Annotated in this window: 10 protein-coding genes; 7 read left to right on the top strand and 3 right to left on the bottom strand. The window is 32.1% G+C overall.

Annotated elements, in window-relative coordinates:
* The first annotated feature begins 6 nt into the window (after positions 1 to 6).
* The 3 genes from ACJJVO_RS16085 (at position 7) to ACJJVO_RS16075 (ending at position 6317) form a co-directional block, all read left to right on the top strand.
* On the top strand, positions 7 to 1161 hold the full coding sequence (locus tag ACJJVO_RS16085; RefSeq protein ID WP_405575951.1) for an iron-containing alcohol dehydrogenase: 1155 nt from the start codon (positions 7 to 9) through the stop codon (positions 1159 to 1161).
* A gap of 550 nt (positions 1162 to 1711) precedes the next feature.
* Positions 1712 to 5836 carry a two-component regulator propeller domain-containing protein gene (locus ACJJVO_RS16080; RefSeq protein WP_405575949.1) on the top strand — a complete coding sequence of 1375 codons (4125 nt, stop codon included), beginning with the start codon at positions 1712 to 1714 and terminating at the stop codon, positions 5834 to 5836.
* 100 nt (positions 5837 to 5936) lie between these two features.
* A complete protein-coding gene (locus ACJJVO_RS16075) occupies positions 5937 to 6317 on the top strand; it encodes a hypothetical protein (protein ID WP_405575947.1) in 381 nt (126 codons plus the stop codon).
* A 524-nt stretch (positions 6318 to 6841) separates the two neighbouring features.
* Here the strand turns inward: ACJJVO_RS16075 and ACJJVO_RS16070 are convergent.
* Together ACJJVO_RS16070 and ACJJVO_RS16065 are read right to left on the bottom strand one after the other, a co-directional pair.
* A complete protein-coding gene (locus ACJJVO_RS16070) occupies positions 6842 to 8320 on the bottom strand; it encodes a hypothetical protein (protein WP_405575945.1) in 1479 nt (492 codons plus the stop codon).
* A gap of 55 nt (positions 8321 to 8375) precedes the next feature.
* The gene (locus ACJJVO_RS16065; protein ID WP_405575943.1) at positions 8376 to 10301 is read right to left on the bottom strand and encodes a T9SS type A sorting domain-containing protein; all 1926 of its coding nucleotides are present in this window, start codon (positions 10299 to 10301) and stop codon (positions 8376 to 8378) included.
* 340 nt (positions 10302 to 10641) lie between these two features.
* Here ACJJVO_RS16065 and ACJJVO_RS16060 point away from each other — a divergent pair, with 340 nt between their 5' ends.
* The 4 genes from ACJJVO_RS16060 (at position 10642) to ACJJVO_RS16045 (ending at position 18093) form a co-directional block, all read left to right on the top strand.
* The gene (locus ACJJVO_RS16060; RefSeq protein ID WP_405575942.1) at positions 10642 to 12555 is read left to right on the top strand and encodes a sulfatase; all 1914 of its coding nucleotides are present in this window, start codon (positions 10642 to 10644) and stop codon (positions 12553 to 12555) included.
* Between the two features lie 181 nt (positions 12556 to 12736).
* On the top strand, positions 12737 to 13504 hold the full coding sequence (locus tag ACJJVO_RS16055; protein WP_405575941.1) for a T9SS type A sorting domain-containing protein: 768 nt from the start codon (positions 12737 to 12739) through the stop codon (positions 13502 to 13504).
* Between the two features lie 304 nt (positions 13505 to 13808).
* Entirely contained in the window at positions 13809 to 15152 is a 1344-nt protein-coding gene (locus ACJJVO_RS16050; RefSeq protein WP_405575939.1) for a T9SS type A sorting domain-containing protein, read from the top strand.
* Between the two features lie 226 nt (positions 15153 to 15378).
* A complete protein-coding gene (locus tag ACJJVO_RS16045; protein WP_405575937.1) occupies positions 15379 to 18093 on the top strand; it encodes an outer membrane beta-barrel protein in 2715 nt (904 codons plus the stop codon).
* 121 nt (positions 18094 to 18214) lie between these two features.
* On the opposite strand, the gene ACJJVO_RS16040 is transcribed toward ACJJVO_RS16045, so the two are convergent.
* The gene (locus ACJJVO_RS16040; RefSeq protein WP_405575936.1) at positions 18215 to 22276 is read right to left on the bottom strand and encodes a T9SS type A sorting domain-containing protein; all 4062 of its coding nucleotides are present in this window, start codon (positions 22274 to 22276) and stop codon (positions 18215 to 18217) included.
* Positions 22277 to 22611 lie beyond the last annotated feature (335 nt).

The raw sequence follows: 22611 nt of genomic DNA, 5'->3' as shown, positions 1-22611 counted from the left end.
TAAAAGATGTTACAAAGTAGAAGGATTTATTTGCCACCATTAAGTTTAATTGGACCAGGAGCATTAAATGATCTTGGTGAAGAATTAAAAGGACTCCCATATAAAAAAGCACTTTTTGTTACAGACAAAATTTTAGTTAAGATTGGTGTTGCAGAAAAAGTATTAGATGTATTAAAGACATCAGGTATAGAATCTGTTGTTTTTGATGATGTACAACCTAATCCCACAGTTAAAAATGTAACTAACGGGTTAAAATTATTAAAAGAAAATTCGTGTGATTTTATTATAACACTTGGAGGTGGCTCTCCTCAAGATTGTGGTAAAGCCATTGGTATTTTAGCCACTAATGGAGGTCATATAGAGGATTATGACGGTATTCATAAATCAAAAGTAAAATCATTACCAATAATTGCAATTAATACTACGGCTGGTACAGCAAGTGAGGTAACTATAAATTATGTTATCACCGATGTTGCCCGTCATATCAAAATGGTGATGGTTGATAAAAATTGTTTAGTATCAATTGCTGTAAATGACCCTGAGTTAATGTTAGGCAAACCAGCCAATTTAACTGCAGCAACAGGCATGGATGCCTTAACCCATGCAATTGAAACCTATGTGACCAAAGGCGCATTTCGTTGGTCTGATGCTTTGGCCTTAGAAGCAATAAAATTGATTTCGTCTAGTTTAGAACAAGCTGTAAAAAATGGTTCAGATTTAGAAGCCAGAAGCAAAATGGCTTGGGGACAATTCATTGCTGGTCAGGCATTTTCAAATGCTGGCTTAGGTTTTGTTCATTCAATGGCGCATCAGTTAGGAGGCATGTATGATTTACCTCATGGTGTTGCAAATGCCGTATTATTGCCACATGTTGAAAAATTCAATATTCCATCTTGTGCTCATAAACTAAAAAAGGTAGCCAGAGCAATGGGAATTGGCGTTTCAGAAATGAGTGATGAAGAAGGTGCCAATGCAGCGATTAAAGCCATTAAAAAATTATCTTTAGCAGTTGGAATACCTTCAGGATTAAGAGAATTAGGAGTTAAAGAAGAAGATTTTGAAGAAATGGCTCATAATGCAATTCAAGATGTTTGTACTGGCGGAAATCCAAGAGAAGTCACTATAGAAGATACTATAGAGATATACCGATTAGCTTTATAGATTACGATCTATAAATTCATTAAGAATAAAAAGCCCATTTTATAAGGGTAATGAATAAGCAATTCAATTTCTGATGAAAAATTAGAGATCAAAGACATTTATATTTCTGGTGGATTTAATAAAAAATTCACCTTTATTAACTTTTTAAAGCTATTTAAAAATGATATTGAAATAAATATTTCTGATTGTAAAAATGAAAGCTCTTTAGGTGCTGCATTGATGATGAAATATTATATAAATTAGGAATTAATCTAAATGCTATCAGTCATCAAAAACTGTTTAAGAGCATTTATTCCTTAAAACCAATACACATTTAAATAGAACGTTTAATACCACTAGAAATATAATTACTTTAATAATCATTTCTAATTGATTAAGCAGACAGAATAACCACTGATGGTAAGCTATTTATATTAGATATTATTACTACTCATATTACTGAGCGACCTTCCTGTTATTATGAAAGTTGTTCCTTGATAAAAAAATTACTTTAATTTATTAGAGAATAAATTAAAATATGTATATTCTTGAGCCAAATTAAAAATATAAAATGCGTAGAATTATATGCTTTATTAGTGTTGTAATTACACTATTTTCTCTACAAGCTTATTCTCAAAATTTTGAACGAATTTCTAATAAAGAAGGTTTCAATCAAAATACTGTTAATGCCATAGAGCAAGATAAATATGGATTTTTATGGTATGCCACTCCAAATGGGTTAATTCGTTATGATGGTTATGAATTTAAAACATTTAGTACACAATCTAAAAATGAACAAGCCATTTCAAGTAATAATGTTACCTATTTATATAACGATAAAGATGGTATTCTTTGGATAGGCACTAATGTTGGCGTTAATATATATGTCCCTTGGTTAGAACGCTTTTTTACGGTTCCACTTAAATATAATATAAATGTCAATAAGATTGACGCAAAAAATGACGGTTATATTTGGATCACGTCTTCCAAAGCATTAATACGCTGTAAATTAAAAGATATAAGTAGTGGTTTTTTCGAAGTAACAGAGAACATTCTAGATTTAAAAGAAACATCTTTAGAAATTAACACATTTGCATTTGGACTTAATTCTTCCATAATCTTAGGAACAACTGATGGGTTAAAAAAAGTTAAGTATCAACCAGAAAGTCAAATATTAACATCACCAATTTCAGATTTAGATGATTTTGATTTTTTTAAGGATAAAGAAATTACTGAAATCATAAAAGAGGATAATATCTTTTGGGTTGGCACAACAAAAGGTTTGTACAGTTCAAATTTAGATTCAAACTCTGATTATTTAGTCAAGAAAATACAAGTACCAAATCAAGATTCTACCTTCTATGTCCATAGCCTTTTTAAAGACAATGATAATGTTATATGGATAGGTACAACCGATGATGGCCTTTACAAATTCAATCCTATTCTAAATTCTTTCAAACATTTTAATTACGATTCAAAGAATAAAAACGGCATCAGTAGTCATCAAATCAATGCGGTGTATCAAGATAGTTTCAATGTCTTTTGGATAGGCACTGCACAAGGTGGACTTAATAAATTGGATCTTTTTCAAAAACCATTTTATTCTTATACCAACAACCCTTACGATCAGTTTTCTATTGGCGATAATTTAATAACCTCCATTTTAGAAGATACCAATGGTAAGATTTGGATTTCTGGGTATAATAAAAAATTATTTAGAAGTATAAATACCATTAGTGAAAACAATCTAGATAAAATTAAGTTTGAAGATTTACAAAGTAAATTATCTATTGAAGATAATGACGTCATTAGATGTATTTATCAAGACCAAAGAGATTACATTTGGCTAGGTACAGACAAAAAAGTATTTGTTTACAATCCGCAGAAAAAAGATTTTAAAGAAATTAAATTTTTATCAAAAGGTGGCAAAGCGTCATTATTCTTAACACGAAAAATTTCGCAAATAAATGACACCGATATTGTCTTATCTGGAAATAAAATTTTAGTGATACAAAATCCATGGGAAGAAATTGACAAATCAAAACAACCAAAAATTAACATATCTTCTGGCTTAAGAATAGAAGCAAGCAGAGTGCAATCTTTCTTACAAGATAGTAATAATCAATTATGGTTTGGTACAGATGAAGGTTTACTGCAATGTACATATAAAGATGGAAAAATTAAGATTATAAGACAATACCAAGAAAATAAAACAGGCAGTCTTAAAATAAGTTACAAAAGTGTTTTTTCACTTCTTGAAGACAGTAAAAAAAATATTTGGATAGGTACTTTTGGTGGTGGTTTAAATAAATTAACGTTAGATAGCGAGAGTAATCCATTAAACATTGAATACTTCCGAAAAAATAATATCCTACCAGATGATGTTATCTACGGGATTTTACCACAAAAAAATAGCGATAATTTATGGATCAGTACAGATATGGGATTGGTTCGGTTTAATACAGAATCAAAGAAAGTAAATGTCTTTGATGTTAGTGATGGTTTAATTCAAAATAATTTTAGACAATCCGCATATACTTTAGGCACATCTGGCTATATGTATTTTGGTGGACTAAACGGCTTAACGATTTTCGACCCACAGAAAATATCTTTAAACAAACAACCTCCAAGAGTTTTAATTACGTCGCTATTAATTAATAATAAACCTATAAAAATTGGTGAAAAATTAAATGATATTACAATTCTTAAAAAAGCGATTTCCGAAACAGATACTGTTACCGTCTCTAAAAGTCAGCGTATTATTTCTTTTAATTTAGTTACTGAGCATACCTCTACACCTGCAAAAAACAAAATAGCGTATAAATTAGAAGGTTTTAATAAAGATTGGGTAGAAACAGATGAAGGAAAATCTACAATAACTTACACCAATTTATCAGCAGGTACTTACACATTAAAAGTAAAATCCGCAAATGGAGATGGTATTTGGAGTGCTTCAACCAAAACATTAACGTTGGTTGTTCTGCCGCTTTGGTACCAAACTTGGTGGAGCTATATGCTAATGGCTCTTTTACTTATAGGTATTGGTGTTGGAATTGTTTTCTATTTTGTTCAGCATGAAAAATTAAAACAAAGATTGATCTATGAGCAATTAGACAAAGACAAAATGGAAGTTATTAACCAAGGTAAATTTAAATATTTTACCAACTTATCTCATGAGTTTAGAACACCTCTCACATTAATTTCTGGACCTTTAGATAGAGTTATAGAAAATAACAATAATCCAGAAAGTGAAAAGTTTTTAGCGATCATTAAAAGAAACACGCATCGTCTCTTAAGTTTAATAGATCAATTAATAACGTTTAGACAAGCAGAGCAAGGGTATCTCAATTTAAACTTTACAAAGTCTACTTTAGGCGATTTCTTATATCCAACAACAGAAGCTTTTGAAAATTATGCATTAGAAAAAAACATTAATTTTTATTATAAAATTAGCACTCCAAATGAAGAAATTGTTATTGATGTAGAAAAATTGGAAAGAATACTTTTTAATTTACTTTCAAACTCTTTTAAAAACACACCTGTTCAAGGAACCATAAGTATTGACGCTTCAATAATATTTGAAGACGATGTTAAAAAGATAAAAATAGATGTTATTGATACTGGTAAAGGCATACCAAAAGAAAATTTAAATAACATTTTTGAACGATTCTATCAATTAGGAAATCAAGATGGTAATGTTAGTGGTGGAGGTATTGGGTTATCCTTTTGTAAATCTTTAATAGATTTATTTGATGGTCGTATTTCTGTAAAAAGTAAACCAAATAAAGAAACCCGTTTTACAATTGTTATTCCATCTTCTAAAATTGAGGAAGCTAACATTGAACACCATGGAGTAAAAAAATCATTCATTAAAAATTGGGTACCCTTACAAGGCAATACTATTGAAGGTGCTGAGAACAACAAAAAAAGCAAGAAACAGCACAATGTTTTAGTTGTTGAAAATGAAATAGATATCCAAGATTTTCTAAATAGTGCATTATCAGACAAATATAATATCACAATAGCAAACAATGGAGTTGAAGCACTTGAAGAAATTAAAAAAACGGAGTTTAGCACCATTATAAGTGATGTAATGATGCCAGAAATGGATGGCTTTGAATTATGTAAACGAATAAAAGCCAATCCAGAAACTTGCCAACTTCCAGTTTTACTATTAACTGCTTTAGGAGATAATGTGGATTTAATTAAAGGTTTAGAATTTGGAGCCGATGAATATATTAGCAAACCATTTTCTTTAAAACACTTAGAACTAAGACTAAAAAAACTAATTGAAAATAATGTTAAGATAAAAGATTATTTTTCAAAAAATAGTTTACCTCCAAAAGACAAAAAGGAATTAGGTTTTTCTAAAAGGGACCTCGAATTTTTAGAGAATATCGCTGAGATTATAGAGAAAAATTTATCTAATTCAAATTTTGGAGTAGAAGAACTCTCTATAGAAGCAGGCTTAAGTTCATCTCATTTCTATAGAAAATTAAAGCAACTTACTGGGCAAGTCCCAAATGCCTATTTACGTAATTTTAGATTGCAGAGAGCGGCAGAGTTATTAGATAGTAATAGTGGCTATAATGTTGCAGAAGTGATGTATCAAATAGGTATAGAATCTAATTCTTACTTTTCTACCTCATTTAAAAAATTGCATGGTATATCGCCTTCAGAATATTCAAAAAGATGAAAATGATAGTTTACAGCAACTAAATGATGAATAATAGAACGCAATTAATGGAGATATAGATTATGTTTGTTGTTCTAATAATCTAAACAATTTTAAAATTATGAAAAAGACAATTTTATTACTCGTATTTAGTATTGCAATGTGTAGTTCATTATTTGCTCAAAATACTAAAGATAAAAAAATAGACAAAAGAGTTAATGCGTTCGTAGAGGCTGTAGAAGATAATCTAAAGATAACAGACGAAGAAAAGAAAACTATAGTTACATTGAGAAAAGGACATGCGATAGCTTTTTTTGAAATTAACGAAAAGTACGAAAAGGGTTCTGCAGAGATAAAAGAGCATAGAAAAGAAAACAACAAGGAATTTTCTAAATTGCTTACCATAGCTTTTGGAAAAAATCGCGCTAAAGAAATAATGAATGCCTCTAAAAAGAATAAGGGTAAAGGAAAAGGTAACAACAAGAAGAAGAAGAAAAATTAAATTCTTCTAAAAGAATAAATGCCTAAGTAACGGCATAAATGTAAAGTCCTTTAAAAGTATTCATCGTCTGAATACTTTTAAAGGACTTTTTTTAACAGATAAAGTTATACTGTGGTTTTAGACCAAAAACCGCTAATAGCTACACTAATAATATTTATGAAGCTTTAGAATAGCAACGTTACAGAATTATATAAACACTAATGACATCTAGAATATTTTTATAAATAATAATTTAATTCTTAGATATATAATATTTTAATTATTGCTCACTTCTTTCTGATGTTTAACTTAATACATTTACTTTTCAGGTAACAATTAATGGTAACAACTTACTAATTAAAAGTAATGAGTTACACCTTATTTTTGGTGTAAGCATTTCAAATTCTATTAAAATCACATTATGCTGTAATAGCAGTTAATGAATAAACTCTCCTAACGGCATTCTAAAATCTCTTTAAGGGAATTGATTTTAGGCATATCATTACAATCTGTTTTATAACTTAGAAAGCTACGTAAACCTATATCTACCAAGTTGCTAAAGCAGTTCTTACCCAAGTATCAGTAGCTGTACATACGTAAATATGTGTCGCAGTCACTCTTATTTCACCTTCAACTCCAGTATCAGTAGCACTAGCAGGTGCTGTATTTAATGCAGATAGTTTATATTGAGTAGCCTCAGTTGTACCTTCAACTTCAAGAGCATGTGTTGTTGCTATTTTGGCAATACCCACTCTATCATTGGTAAAGTCTCCATAAATCAATGGAATAGCACTATCTTCATTTTGAATTACTAATGTATTACTAACCGAAGCAAAAGCTGTATCGTAACCTGCAAAATCACCAATAAAAACGTTAGAATTTCCTGTTGTAGTACGACCTGAATTTCTTCCGATAAACACATTGTTGTTTCCAATTAATATTCGACCAGCATGCTGACCAATAAGTACATTCTCTGCTCCGGCTAATTCGCTACCAGCTCTTTGTCCAATAATTACATTAGAGGCTCCTGAAGACAAATCTCCTGCAAATGAACCCATAGCGGTATTATTACCAGATGTGTTAGTACTAAGTGCATTATGACCAAATGCAGAATTGTTATTAGCAGTACCAGCAGTATTAAGTGCTTCGTACCCTACAGCCGTATTACGTGCACCACTTGTATTTGTGTGTAAAGCATGATAACCAACTGCAGTACTACTTCCTTCTGCTACTGTTGCTATATTATTAGTTAAAGCTTCAGCGCCAACTGCTGTATTACCATCTCCAGTTAAATTACCGATTAAAGCCTTTTCACCTATCGCTACATTGCTAGCTCCAGTTGTATTGGTAGCTAATGCTTGTGTTCCCACTGCCGTATTAAAATTTGCAGTTGTATTTTCTTCTAGAGCACCTCTTCCAAAAGCAGAATTTCTTCGTCCTGAAGAATTTTTTGCTAAGGCTCTAAAGCCAAAAGCAGAGTTATTTATATCTGTATTTAAACTCAAGGCTTGAAATCCAAACGCAGAATTTGCATCACCATCTACATTTGTCATTAATGCGTTAAAACCTACACCAACATTTTGATTGTTATCAGCATCATCATTTAATCCTGCATTTATCCCAATAAAAATAGAAGAACCGTCATTAAGACCATCTACATCCGATTTTGCATCAGAAAGATCGTTTAGTTTTTCAATACTCGAAAAACGAATCCAACTTGTTGTTGCTTGATCCCAGTAATAAAAACCTTTAGAATTTAAACCAACCGTAGTGGTTAGGTAAACAAGCATTGCATCTTGCGCAGCAGTAGGATTTGTTGCAGGGAAGGTATCAATTCGAGGAATTAAGATGCCATCTACATTTGAAGGTGCTGCTTGATTAGATGCTGTAATATCTAAAGTGGCTTGTGGATTTGTATTTCCAACACCAACTTGTGCGTAGGAAAAAGAAGCCATAAGTAACAACACGTAAAAAGCGATATATTTATAATATGTTTTTCTTTCAGTGAATAATTTATTTTTCATATCAGTAGAGTGATTTAATGTTTGTTGTTTAGTTATATATTTATGAATGTGGTTGTTATTGTTTTATAAATTTAAAAACCTGAATTTCATTTGTTGCTGTATACGCTTTTACAAAATAAACGCCTTCAACTAGTTTTGAAACATCAAAAGAATTTTGATTGCTTTTAAATTTTAGTATTTCCTGTCCATTAGCATTGTAAATAATTGCAGAAGAAATTTCTTTTGATAAGCTAAAATTTTGCTTTACAGGATTTGGAAATAAAACAAGTTTATTAAAAAAACTATCAGAATCAATGCTTAATGTTTCTCCAACTAAGTAAGCTCCTACTGGTCTTATATAAGGTATGTAGTCTGGTTTAGGCATTTGCATCATTCTGTCGTTTACCTCTTGCATTATAGCCATTTCATCTGCAGTAATAAAACCATCGGTAATTGTTGTGCTCCATGTGATTGTTGCACCTGCATCTGTAAAAGTTCTCACAAAACGATAGGCTTGCTCAACTTCAAAAACTAAATCTGCACTAGCAACACTCCAGCGTTCTCTAATAGGTGCAAAATAATGTTTTAATGCTAACTTACTTCCGTCGTAAGAAGACCAAGGGTTTTCAGTAATTAATGGAAAGGAAAACTCTTCATATGCCCATGAATTAGGTGGTGCTCCTTGTCCCAAAGGTGTAGGATGACCAGCTGTAAAATCCATATGAGGATCATTAGCTTCTAAAAAGAAAACTTTATAATCTGTAGGATTGTCATCGACCGTAGCATCAGAATCTACATATATATTGTTACCATTCTCATCTTTTATATACGACTTGGTTAAATTGGTCGCAATAGCCGCATCTGGATGTACTTCTCTAATCATAGCGATAAAAGCATCTAAATCACCTGGTAAATTAGATAGGTTATCAATCCAATAGCCATCAACTAAGCTATTAAATCGTTCAAAATAACCTCTAGCTAAATTTTGCCACGCTAAACCTTGATCTCCCGCAAAGTTTAGATCACAATAATTTTCCCATGCCAATGAAATTTCTGCTTCGGTAGCATCAACATTGCCTTGAATGCTTGATGGACCAGCTCCGTTAACATAAAGAATTACTTTTTTCCCTGAACTTTTTAAAGTACTAATGACATTAAGTATTATTTGTTCATTTTCTATAGATGGTACCATTGCTGGATGAATTTCATTGGCTACATCTACCTGAGTATTATCTCTTAAGGTATAAAAATAACCATGTGCTGGATGTGTAAAATTTGTAATAACGTGGTCAACTGCAGGCAAATTATCTACAATTTGTTGTGCACCAGCTGCCCATTCATAGTCTTCCGTATCGTCTAATCTAATCCCACCGTTGACATTGAATCTCACTCCCCAAGAACCTGATAAAAATGTAGCTCGCGGTATGGTTTGTTCTGAATATCCAGAAATAGTATCGATATAATAGGTTGATGTTAGTCCTGTTTCATCTTCAGAAGCCAACTCAATCAGTATTTGGTCGTAACCTCCTGCTAAAAGCACATCAGAAGGAATTGTTAACCCGTTAAAATCGAAAGAAAAAGATTCCCAAGTTTCTCCTTGAGAAAATATTAATTGCTCAAAAATATCACCAGAATCGCCAATATCTGAGCTTCTTAAATACAATCGAATTCTATTGTTTGTTGAATTAAAGTTGGTCGTTGGTATCGATGTATATGCTTTTAATGAAATAGAATATGAGGATAAATCTGTTATTGGATTTGTTAAATCAAATAGAATGGTTGGATTAGTGTCCCCATTTCTTACAAATTGTGAAACTGTAATGTTTGAATTTATACCGTTAGTTTCTGGATTTGATTCATCTGTGGTAAAAGTACCTGCTGTTGCGCTGTTAAAATTAATGTTATTAGTGCTACTTGAATTCTCATACCAAGTCTGTTGCGCAGCAATGGAACTTAAGCAGAAAAATGAAAATAGAACTATAAAATTAATTTTGTTAATCATACTTTTAAATTTTTATAAAGATAATCCGTATACTATTATTACGTTTTCTCTAATCCACCCATTTCTTACTGTAATCCATCTAAAGATTTCACAGTTAAATCGCTAATAATAAGATTCAAAAGAAATAATTACTTAACTTTATTTCTATAATTACAACATTAGTAGTAGACACGCATAATCATAAGCGCGTAGTTGAATTGATTGATTAAAGCAAAATTTAAAGCAATATCAGATACAGTATAGGTATATCGTTTTGTTACTTAGCAGAAGCTTACTAAACATTTTAATGTGCATAGTAATTATGCTTTCGAGATTAAAAAAATAATTTAATAAAATTGAAATGAGGTATAAAGAATTTACGATATGTATTATCGCAGCTATGTTATGCTTTAGCTGTAATACACAAAACCCAAAAGTATCGAACCAAAAAACTCAAAATACTGATAGACCAGAACCTAATGTTCTTCTTTTACTTACTGATGATTTAGGATGGCAAGATGTAAAGGTTTACGATATTGATGAACCTTCTCCTTACGAAACACCAAACATTGATGCCTTCGCAAAAAAAGGTATTCAATTTTGGCAAGCCTACTCACCTGCTCCAACTTGTGCACCGAGTAGATGTGCTATAATGAGTGGAAACCATCCAGCAAGAGCCCAAAAAACACATGTTGTTGGTGGTGCACCTCCTACAGTTTATGCAAACAAAAATACACAACGCATTATCGATCCTTGGTATAGTGGACGAATGCCAGAAAACGAAATGACTCTAGCAAGAGTATTGCAGCAAAAAGGTTATACCACAGGGCATGCTGGAAAATGGCATATGGCTATTAACCACTTTGCTTTCCCGCAACCTACAGATCAAGGTTTTGATGTGTCTACTGCAAATCGTGGAGCAACGAGTCCACAAAAACCACATCGTTTAACCGATTTTGCAACAACTAAAGCGTCTGATCCTTACCGCTTGGATGAAAACGGTTTTCCATACCATCAAAACAGTCAAGATGCCTTAAACTTCTTAAAAGAAAACAAACAAGATCCTTTTTTCTTGTACTATGCTACGTTTCTTGTACATGCACCAATACACACAAGGAGTAAAGCGCTCTTAGAAAAATATTGTAAAAAGTTAGGTGTACCTTTTCCAACGGCCCCTGATCATTGGGACGTAAAAGGACAGAATAATCCATATTATGCAGCCATGGTAGAAATGTTAGATTACTATGTAGGACAGGTTTTTGATTATTTAGAAACTACCGATGATCCACGTTGGCCAGGTCATAAACTAAGTGAAAATACCTATATTATTTTTACTTCAGATAACGGAGGAATGGAAGGTCATCCAGGAGAAGTTTTTACTGACAATTATCCATTAGACAAAGGAAAAATAAATGCTAAAGAAGGTGGAACAAGAGTACCTTTATTAATATCAGGACCTGGAATTAAAAGAGGAGTAGAATCTGATGTTGTTGTAAACGGACTCGATTTTTACCCAACAATCTTATCCTTATTAGGAATTGAGAAACCAAAAGACAAACATTTGGATGGTGCAGATTTATCGACGTTGCTGTTAAAAGACCCTACCGATTCTAAATTGGTACTTGATAAAAACGGTAATGAAAGAACGACGATGATGTGGCATTTTCCACATTCTTCATACCAAAGTACGTTACGTGTAGGGGATTATAAATTCATTAGAAATTATGACTATAAAAATAACCCTAGAACACCAGAATATGAATTATATAAATTATATACCACCAATAATGGAGTCGCAGAACGTGTGGATATTGAGGAGGCAAATAATTTAGCGTCGTCTTATCCTGAAAAAACAAAAGAAATGAACGCGCAATTGACTTCTATTTTAACAGAAATGAAAGCGAGTTATCCGTCTTACAATCCCTATTACAAAAGTGATATGGAGCATAAAGAAACGGTTCCCACTGTATTATCTCAATCAAAAGAGAATAACCAAGTTACTTTTAAATATAAAGAAAATGGAGCTGAGGTGATAAAGGCCGATTTGATTTATACAACTAACGGAGGGCACCAATACGAAGAATGGTTTAAAACCGATGCCAAAATAAATACTGATGGTACTATAACAGCCAATTTACCTAAAGGCACTACCCATTATATTATTAACTTAATTGATGCGAATAATTTCTTAGTAAGTTATCCTGAAATACCTACGATTAAATCTCTTAAAAAGAAGAAAAAGAAGTATTCTAACTATGCTCTAAGTAGCAAATAATTAATTTTTCTATTAAGTTTATGACCGTTGTCTATAGCTTCAAAAGAAAAACATAAACCATTGTTTTTTAGCACTTTTATTTTTTTACACAAGAAATGAGCATATCTTTGGGTTAATTTAGCAAAGAAAAATAAAATAACTCAACTAACTTTGAGTAACTAATTTTAAAACCATATATATTATGAAAAAACAATTACTTTTTACTGCAATTTTACTTTTTGCTACAGGTGTTACATTTGGGCAAGCAACAGTACTTGATCCATTGGACTCTGAAACACAGCAGATCAGTATAGCAAGTACAGATTATACTCAAACTGGAGGACCTTTTGCACCAAACGGAAATGGTGCTCATCTTAATGCAACTATACCAGAAGCTCTTAATGGATCTATTAGTTTTGATGTAGTTTCTTCTGGAGCAGATTTCGAAACATCAATTGTTTTTCACGTAAGAAAATTATTTGGTAATTCTGGGAGTGTAACTATGACTGTTGATGGCACAACTGACGCACCGATTACTTTAGCTGCTGACGCTAGTGCAAGCAACCTTAATGGCTTTGAGACATTTGATACGTTAACATTTTCCCAAAATGTTACTATTACATCTGTTCCTAAAACGATAACATTGGATATTAATATTTTACAAGACCTTTCTAATAGCGCTAGAATTAGATTCTATTGGCTTAGATTTTCTAATGAAACTTTAGGTGTAGATGATTTTGAAACACAAAAGACAAGTGTTAAAGTTTATCCTAACCCAACAAAAAACAGCTTTCAAATAGATGCTAACAACAGTATTGAGCGTGTAGAACTTTATAATATTACTGGACAATTATTAAAAACATATAGCGAAGAAGCTAATTATGATATTAGTGATTTAGCAACAGGTATTTATATTGCAAATATTAAGACGGAATTAGGTTCTAAAACAATGAGAATTGTAAAAGAATAAGATTTCGGTATTCAAGTATTTAATGCAACAAACGTTGTTGTTATAAATTGATTAAAAAAAGTTCCTTAGTTAAATTTAACTAAGGAACTTTTTTGTTTTCTCACAACATCACAAAATAGTGTTATCTCAGTTTAAACCACTAATTAATCTGTGAAATGTCTATGCTTTTAAGACTCATTTTGAGAATGCCCTTCATTACATTATTTAAGTATAATAGTTGTGATAGAAAAGTTTTTGGTTGAAATAAGCAAAGAAAAAACACCTTGTATAACTAACTTTGATTAACTAATTAAAACTTTATATTATGAAAAAACAATTACTTTTTATCATGTCCTTTTTATTTGCCACAACGTTGGCATTTGCACAAGCTATTATAACAGTGGATGCAGCAGATCAAGATTTTACTATGATTTCCCCTTTGGTAACTTCTGTTTCTACTGGAACGGCTGCTACTATTTCAGAAGCACCTGCTACACCAAATCGTACTCAAATAGTGGCTGATGAAGCTGGTTCTAACGATGTTGCTGGTACGTTTGACCTTGTTGCTCAAACTTCATCAGGTACTATTGACGGTACTATTTCATTTGATTTTAGAAAAAAAGAAGGAAATACATTGGCTATAAAAATTACGGTTGGGTCTGAAACACCACAAACATTCACATATAGTGAAACTGATGGTGGTACTGGTACATATCAAGTATTATCTGCTACTTATGCTGGAGCTGTCACATTTTCAACTACACCAACGCCTATTACATTTGAAATTACAGATTTAGATTTAGGAACTGCACCATCAGTTACTGCAGCAAGATTGTATAAATTTAACGTTACCGATAAAGACGTGCCTGAACCACCTTTGGATGCAGAAGCCGTTTTAGAATCTGGAAATGAATGGTATCATAACTATAGCCCAGATACATTTAGCGTAACACTTAATGAGGTGCTAGGCGGTGAGTTTTTAGAACAAGCATCAGCAGTGGCTACACCAACAACTACTGGAAACAGCAGTCCATTAGTTGCCAAGTTTACAAAAGGAGAAGAAGTACACTCACAATTAAAGTTTCAATTACCGGCTATAATTACTTCAGCAAATCAATCAGCTGCTATTTTTAAAATAAGAGCCTATGCACCATCAACCAATGTAGATGGCAGTTCTGGTAGAAGATTAAGATTGTTTTTGCGAGATGGAATTGAAACTGCAGGCCAAAAGAACGTAACAATTGATGTTACTGTTTATGATCAATGGGAAGAATATACCTTTGATTTTACAGGAGTTACACTTACAGATGGTGTATCTTATAGTACTGTAAACCTATTATTTGATCAACCAGATGCTGATTTTCTCGCCACAGGAAATGTATATTATTTAGATGCTTTTCAAGGACCATCTGCAACCACATTACCTGTAAATGACTTTGAATTAAATAATGCATCTATTGTTGCTTACCCTAATCCTGTAACTAACAGTTTTCAAATAGATTCTAATAGAAGTATTGAGAGTGTTAAATTATATAATATTACTGGACGTTTGATAAAAACATTTAAAGAAGAATCTAATTATGACATTAGTGATTTATCAACAGGGATTTATATTGCAAATATCAAGACAGAATTAGGATCTAAAACCTTGAGAATTGTAAAAGAATAAAAATTTAATATGGTCATTTTAAGTAATAAACGTTGCTTAAATTATTTTGTAAAAAATAAGGTAGTAATTTAAATTGCTACCTTTTTTTTTTATCTATAAATGAAAACCAAGCTATTTAAGCGATAGGGTTTACAATTATATAGAACTTAAAAGTAAGGCATAAAGACGCTGTCTTTTTCAATTATAATAATGCTCTAATTTAAAATCTAAGTGATTTAACTGTGACATGAATCCATCAAAATTCTTAATATTAGTTTTTCTAGTTCTGTCTAATGTTCTTTTTAGTCAGTCTTCACCACCAATTAAAGGTATCGTCATAACCGAAAATAAAGCGCCTATAGAATTTGTTTCTGTAGCCCTCTTAAGACAAAAGGATTCTACATTTATTAATTACACCATTACAGATATTAAGGGTGAATTTGTAATTTTGGATACACCTAAGGACTCTCTATTATTACAATTTTCTTACTTAGGATATGTCACGCATTTTGAGAATGTCTATTATAAAAACAAACCTATAGACCTTGGCGACGTCATTCTTAAAGAGGATTCTTATGAGTTAGATGCCGTTACGATATCTGCTGTAATACCAATTCAAATAAAAGAAGATACTATTGCTTTTAATGCCAATTCTTTTAAAGTAAACTCAAGTGATAATCTAGAAACGCTTTTAAAAAAATTACCTGGTTTAGAGATTGAGTCTAATGGAAAAGTAATTGCTCAAGGTAACCAAGTCACTAAAATATATGTCGATGGCAAAGAATTTTTTGGAGGAGATCCGGCACTTGTATTAAAAAATTTATCAGCAGATGCCATTGCAAAAATTGAAGTCATCGATAAAAAAAGTGACGAAGCAGAACTAACAGGCGTAGATGACGGTAATAAACAGATTGTGATAAATTTTACTTTGAAAAAATCGAAAAAAAACCAAGGTTTCGGAAAAGCGTCAGCAGGTATAGGATTAGACAGTCGCTACTTTGGCAACGTTAACTACAACAAATTTTCGCCAAAAACACAATTGGCAATTATTGGTAAATACAACAACATCAATATTACGGGATCTAACATTCAAGGATTTCTAGAAAATGCTGATGGCATTGCTGATGAATCTGATGATGACAATTCCAATTCAAAAAAAACAAAAAGCTTAAGTGGTTATTTAAAAACGGGAGTAAGCGGCATAAATATTGGACATGAGTTTAAAAAGAAAAAATCTCTTAATGCCGACTATTTTTACAATCTCTCGGACAACAGAGGAACGTCCTTCTCCAAAAGAATTTCGTTTTCAAATACCAATAACTTTGATTACGAAGCAGATAATAATTTTGACAAGGTTTCAAAAAATCACAATTTCAATTTTAATTACATAAACAAATCAAATCGTACAAATAGCCTAACCATTAAAGGGCGTTTAAATTCGGATGAGGTGATACAAAATTCAGCTAGAGACGGATTTTATTATACTGAAGATGGTGATTTAGTGACTTTAAATAGTCAAAACTACAGTAATAATAACACTAAAAAATCATTATATTTTAATATTAACTTCTATCAGAAATTAGCTAAAGCTGGTCGTAGCTTTAGTGCTGGGTTTAACACCAATATAAGCGAACAAGCAAAGGATAATGAACAAACCACCTTTGTGACCAGAAATATAGATAGTGACAACCCAACAAATACTGAGATTTTTGCGCTACGAGACGAAACATTTAATAACGGCTTATACAATTTCAATTTTAAATACACAGAACCTTTAGGTAATAATCATTATTTTAAATTTCAATCCTTTTTAAAAGTTTTAAATCAAAATGAAGACATCTACCAACTTAAAACCACAATAACGAATGATAATGCCGAAGAGCTCTTTACTTACAAATACAACAACAGAGAAGGCAGTTACCAAAACCGATTGGCATACAATTACAGTACAAAAAAACTGAATATTTTTACTGGTGTTGAACTTCAAGAGCTCGATAGATCTTTTGGTGTCATTACAGAAGATCCTTTTAATAGCAATCAATTTTACTTAAATCCATTTTCTACACTGCAATACAAACCTAAAAATGGTGTAAAATACAGATTGGTCTATAACCGAAAAATACGCAGCCCTCGCACTGCAGAAAGCTCAACAGTTATCAATGATTTAAATCCGTTTTTTATAAGAAAAGGAAATCCTAATTTGAAAACAGAAAAAACTGACGATTTCTCTTTAATAGCTAATATATACAACTACAAAACATCGCTAAATTTTACAAGTAGAATTAAATATCAGTTTTCTAGAGATGCTATTATACAAAACATTGCTATTGATGATGACTTTGTTAAAACAAGAAGTTATATCAATAGTGGAGAGCGGAAACGGTTTTCCGCCTTTTTTAATTTTAGCAAAAAAATAAAGGGACTAGGAATTCGTTATGCTATAAAGAACAGTAGTTTTTATAATTCTTCCACGTCATTAATTAACCTTCAACTTAACGATGTGGTTTCAAAAGATATTCTAATGGGTTTGTCAATAGAGAACGCAAAAAAGAATGTTATAGATTTAAAGCTTGGAACCAATTACAGTGTTAATAACACCACATTTTCTATAGAAAAAGATCTTAATCGAACTTATAAAAAGCAACATTATTATGCTGCCGTAGATTATGATTTCACAGAAAAACTGAATTTTAATACGCAATTTGATTATTTCGCTTTTTCAGATAATCAATTTGATAGTAACCTTCAGCTTCCTATATGGAATATGGCTATTTCATACAATATAGGAAATAGCCATAATAGTCTTAAACTGGTTTTAATAGATCTGTTAGATAGAAATGTAGATTTTGAAAGACGAAGCACCACCAACTATTTTGAAGAAACCACATCAGAAAGTTTAGGACGCTACATCATATTGAGTTACACCTATAGATTAGGTAGCCGTCAGAAACAAAAAAGTTAGATATTTAATCGTTGTAGCACGTCTACCTTATTCCTTTAACAATTTTAAAGTTGTTTTACTTCCATTAGATTAATCACTTGTAAAAAATACAAACTCCTTTTTAAACCTGATATTTCTATAGTTAATTTAAGATAACCTTTTGAGTTCTAACTTGTGAATTATTTTCTAGCTGAACAATATAAATTCCCGTAGTTAAAGCATTCACATTAATTGTGTTTGTTGTATGAGCACTATCTAATTCTTGTTGTAATACTTTTCTACCTTGTACATCATAAATTACAGCTGTAGTATCATTGGTTAATTTTCCTTTAACAACTACTGTTTTTGATGATTGTTCCGTATAAATGTTTAATCCGTTTAACAAATCATCCTTTATTGTTAATGTTGTAGATGAGTAATGCACATAGAAACGTCCCGTTCCATTTATTGAAGCAGATGGTGTAAACACATAATCACTACTATTTAATAATGTCCATGTATTGGCTACATTATCTTCAAGATAAACATTAATATTTGAAGGAATAGTGCCAGTTGTTGCATCTAAACCAATAGTTAATTGTATACCTGCATCACTATTAACACCAAGTGGCACAACAACATCATTAAAATCATTATAAGGCAAAGCCTGAATAGCAAATTTTACACCTTCATTATCTTCTACAAGATCTGTATAAATACCATTAGTAGCACCTGTAAAATCTGCTGCATCGTATCCTGGATCTAGCCCTTTTGTTTTATCCTCAGCAAAATATATTTTTGTATTATAAGTAGATGATCCGTTAGATAAAAACAACTCCGATAAAACAAAACCAGTTGTCGATGATCTACCAGCAATAAAATCATCAGAAGAACCAACAGTTCTCATTTCTGGTTTAAAAGTTACGGTTCCACCAGATATAGTTCTAACAAAGAAACCTTGACCAGGTGTTATTTTATCTGTCGTATTAAATCCATTCCAAATCGTATAATTACTACCATCAGAATCATCAGCATCATAACCATAAATCGCTTGGTAGACTCCTCCTCCACCATTTAGTACGCCTGAATTTTCAGTCCAAAAGGCACCAAAATCTAAATATGATGGAAAAGGGTTTCCGATTAAATTCCATAGTCCATAAGTAGCGTCACCACCATCTGTAATAGAAACAGGTACATCGACTGCTGGTGATTCTGGCTCAGCTCTAAATGTAACCAAATTCCCACTACTAGAAGCTGCTCTATACCCCTTACCAGGAACGATATTTGTTCCTCCATCATTAATCGTATCCCAGTTTACAAATGCACCAGTAGTATTATCAAAAGGGCCAAATGCCTTTTCTGTAGTATTGCTAGGGTTTTCCAAAAGATTAGGACTATCACCAGCAAAAAAAGCAAAAGTTTCAGTGACAGGAGACGCTATTAGGTCGTTGCCATTTGCTACTCCGTTTACAAATCTTTGCAGTCTAATTTGACCATCTACAACTCCCTTAAAAATTAAACTACCATAACTAGTAGAATTAGAGGATGCAAAAATTTGACCTCTTGTCACTGCATTACCTTCTACAGTAAGAGAATGTCCTGGTCCTACAACTACTCTTTCTTCTAAAGTACTTGCGCCATCAGCATTTACAATAGTTATATTATTTACAGTGACGTCTGAGTTTATGGTTATCAAACCATGTATTATTACATTTTCAGTAGGATCTGTAGGAGCAATTCCTCCTGCCCAAGAAGATCCATCTTCCCAATTAAGACTCTGACCATTGGTTGACGTAAACGTCGTTGGAAATATAATAAATCCAGATGCATCTTGCGCAAGTGTACCATCTCCAGGTTCTACTCCATCAATAAGCCAAGTATCTAAAATGGTTTGGGAAATTCCAGTATTATCTATTCCTATTCTAAGAACACCCGATGTATAATTTTGTAAGTCTACAACACCTTCTGTAGTTGATGTCGTATATCCTGTAAATTCTACAGCTGTTGTTGCAACATCAAAATCTATTGCTAATGGCTGTGTATCTACTGTAAGAGCACCCATGCTTTGGTTTGCATTAAATGTTACAGTTGCAGCGCCAGCAGTTGTAGCTAATCTTGAAATTGAACCTGTAAAAGTACTTGCAACATTTATTTCAAATGAAGCTGTACCGTCTAAAGTTAAAGCACTACCAAATGCATTCGTTGTAAACGAAACAATTGGATTATTTTTAGCATTAATTGTACCTGTAAATGTTGAAAAATCTGCATCAGCACCTAAAGAGATTCCTTGTGTTGCACCACCAGCTTGTGAATCATCTACATTTATTATGCCATCTCCGTCTACAGGTCCATTAAACACTATGTATTGATTACTTGGATGTGTCGATCGACTATCGGTAGTAATTGTATTAGAATTTATATAAATCGTACCAGCTGTAAAAGTAAGTTGATTACCATTTCTATTTCTATTATAAATAATCCCAGAAGTCGTAAAGTTTATACTAGGGTAAATGGTAATTGCTTTACTGGTAGAATTATCAATTAAACGCGAATTCGACGCGAACTGAGTATCAAGAGTTAATATAGTCGAACCAGCATCAAGAAAAGACCTAGCTGTGTTTGTTTGAAATTTTAGATTTCCTATTGCACGATCTTGATCTAAAGTTAAATCACCAGCATATAATATTAATGCTTGGTCGGTTGTTAATGGTAATACACCAGTGTCCCAGTTAGTAGTAGTTTGCCATTCTCCATTAGGTGCTGCTTGTAAAAAAGTTCTAATATTTTGTACAGATGTTTGTACATTAATATATCCAGATGCATCTTGTACAAGTGTACCATCTGCAGGTTCTACACCATCAATAAGCCAAGTATTTAATATGGTTTGAGAAATAGTAGTAGCATTGGTTCCTATTCTAAGAGAACCAGATACATAATTTTGTAAGTCTACAACACCTTCTGTAGTTGATGTCGTATATCCCGTAAATTCTACAGCTGTTGCTGCAGCATCAAAATCTATTGCTAATGCCTGTGTATCTACTGAAAGATTAGCTAAACCGTTTTGGCTAGCATTAAATTCTATAATAGAATTACCATCTGACGTAGCTAATACTCCAATTGAACCTTCAATAGTATTTACACCATTTACGGTTAACACACCATTAGTACCTCCAAAAGTTATACTCCCAGTAAAGCCAGAAAAATCAGATGAAGCTCCTAAAGACACATCTTGATTTATGATGTTAATACGACTACTTGAATCACCTGTTACAGCTCCATTAAATTCTACAGGAATAGTAGTAGTGGCAGTACTTTTATTATCTACATTAATCGTATTGCTACCTAATGCAAATGTACCAGTATTAAAAATAAGTTGTGTGGTAGCATTTTCTCTAATATGAAGTTCTTTATCATCAACATCTACTGTTACATTACATGTAATGGTGATGGCTTTATTAGACCTATTCCTTATAATTTGATCAGGATTTAAAGACGTAGTACCATTTAAAATTAGTGTACCATTAGAAAATGTTTTGGTATTACTATTACCTGTCATTTGAAGTTGCCCAACTGTATAACTATTGGTTTCTAAGTCTATAGTTCTTTCAAGAGTTGCTATACCAGTTTCATTCGCTATTATGCTATTTGTCCAGTTAGTCGCTGTATCCCATGTTCCATCTCCAAGGTCAACTGCATTAGTATAAGTTCCATCTATAGGATTAATAACTGTTGAGATGTCATCCGTTATAACCACAAAATTATTTTCATCTATTAACGTAAATACAATTCCTGTAGCTACTTCTGGCACATCGGCTGTAATCACGTTACCATTTATAGTAGCAGGAAGCTCAAACCATTCTTCTTCTGATGAATCTACAGCCTCTATTCTATAAAGCAAATAAGCCGTTTCAATAATTGCATCTCCAGGATTAGTAGTAAGAGTTGCTGTGGCTACATCTGTATCATGATCATAAACTGTTGAAGTAACAGACGGAACAATATCTTGATTAACTAAAGGGTCACCATTATAATCTGGATTAAAATGTGGTATTCTTGTATCGTTTTCAGCTAAAAGCGTCTCTAGTTTTAAGATCATTTCATTTTTAAGAGATACAGGCATGGTATCTATAACATCCACCATCTCTTCTATATCACTGTCAGATCCATCATCATTATATAATTGGTAAGCTTTATAATAATCTCCGTTATCATAGATTTTATACAATTTATAATTTCNGTACTATATTTTTTTAGCCAATAAGCAATAGTTGATCTTGAAATATCATATTTCTTAGATGCAAAATTGGCAGAGATTTGACCGTTTTGTATTTGGCCAACGACGAATAATTTGTACTGAAAAGTTACTTTTTCGTAAGGTTTTTTTCGACAGTCTTGTTTTCGTGTTTTCATAAGTGACTATAATTAAATGTTTAATTTTTAGTCAACCTATTTCAGGAAAGTACCTTGGTTCAAATTACAGCTAACGGTTTTGTGTATGATTTCGTTGCGTGTTTGAGCACTAAAGTTAGCAAATAAATCACAGATAGAAAGTCCGCGAGG

Origin of the sequence: Winogradskyella sp. Asnod2-B02-A, from assembly GCF_045063645.1 — a bacterium.
In the GTDB taxonomy this organism is placed as follows: domain Bacteria; phylum Bacteroidota; class Bacteroidia; order Flavobacteriales; family Flavobacteriaceae; genus Winogradskyella.
This window is presented reverse-complemented; position numbering and strand designations above follow the sequence as displayed.

What these genes read in the sequence shown, in the direction of transcription:
- ACJJVO_RS16045 (WP_405575937.1), top strand. Translation starts at nt 15,379, where the DNA reads ATGAATCCATCAAAATTCTTAATATTAGTTTTTCTAGTTCTGTCTAAT.
- ACJJVO_RS16065 (WP_405575943.1), bottom strand. Translation starts at nt 10,301, where the DNA reads ATGATTAACAAAATTAATTTTATAGTTCTATTTTCATTTTTCTGCTTA.
- ACJJVO_RS16050 (WP_405575939.1), top strand. Translation starts at nt 13,809, where the DNA reads ATGAAAAAACAATTACTTTTTATCATGTCCTTTTTATTTGCCACAACG.
- ACJJVO_RS16085 (WP_405575951.1), top strand. Translation starts at nt 7, where the DNA reads ATGTTACAAAGTAGAAGGATTTATTTGCCACCATTAAGTTTAATTGGA.
- ACJJVO_RS16080 (WP_405575949.1), top strand. Translation starts at nt 1,712, where the DNA reads ATGCGTAGAATTATATGCTTTATTAGTGTTGTAATTACACTATTTTCT.
- ACJJVO_RS16055 (WP_405575941.1), top strand. Translation starts at nt 12,737, where the DNA reads ATGAAAAAACAATTACTTTTTACTGCAATTTTACTTTTTGCTACAGGT.
- ACJJVO_RS16060 (WP_405575942.1), top strand. Translation starts at nt 10,642, where the DNA reads ATGAGGTATAAAGAATTTACGATATGTATTATCGCAGCTATGTTATGC.
- ACJJVO_RS16075 (WP_405575947.1), top strand. Translation starts at nt 5,937, where the DNA reads ATGAAAAAGACAATTTTATTACTCGTATTTAGTATTGCAATGTGTAGT.
- ACJJVO_RS16070 (WP_405575945.1), bottom strand. Translation starts at nt 8,320, where the DNA reads ATGAAAAATAAATTATTCACTGAAAGAAAAACATATTATAAATATATC.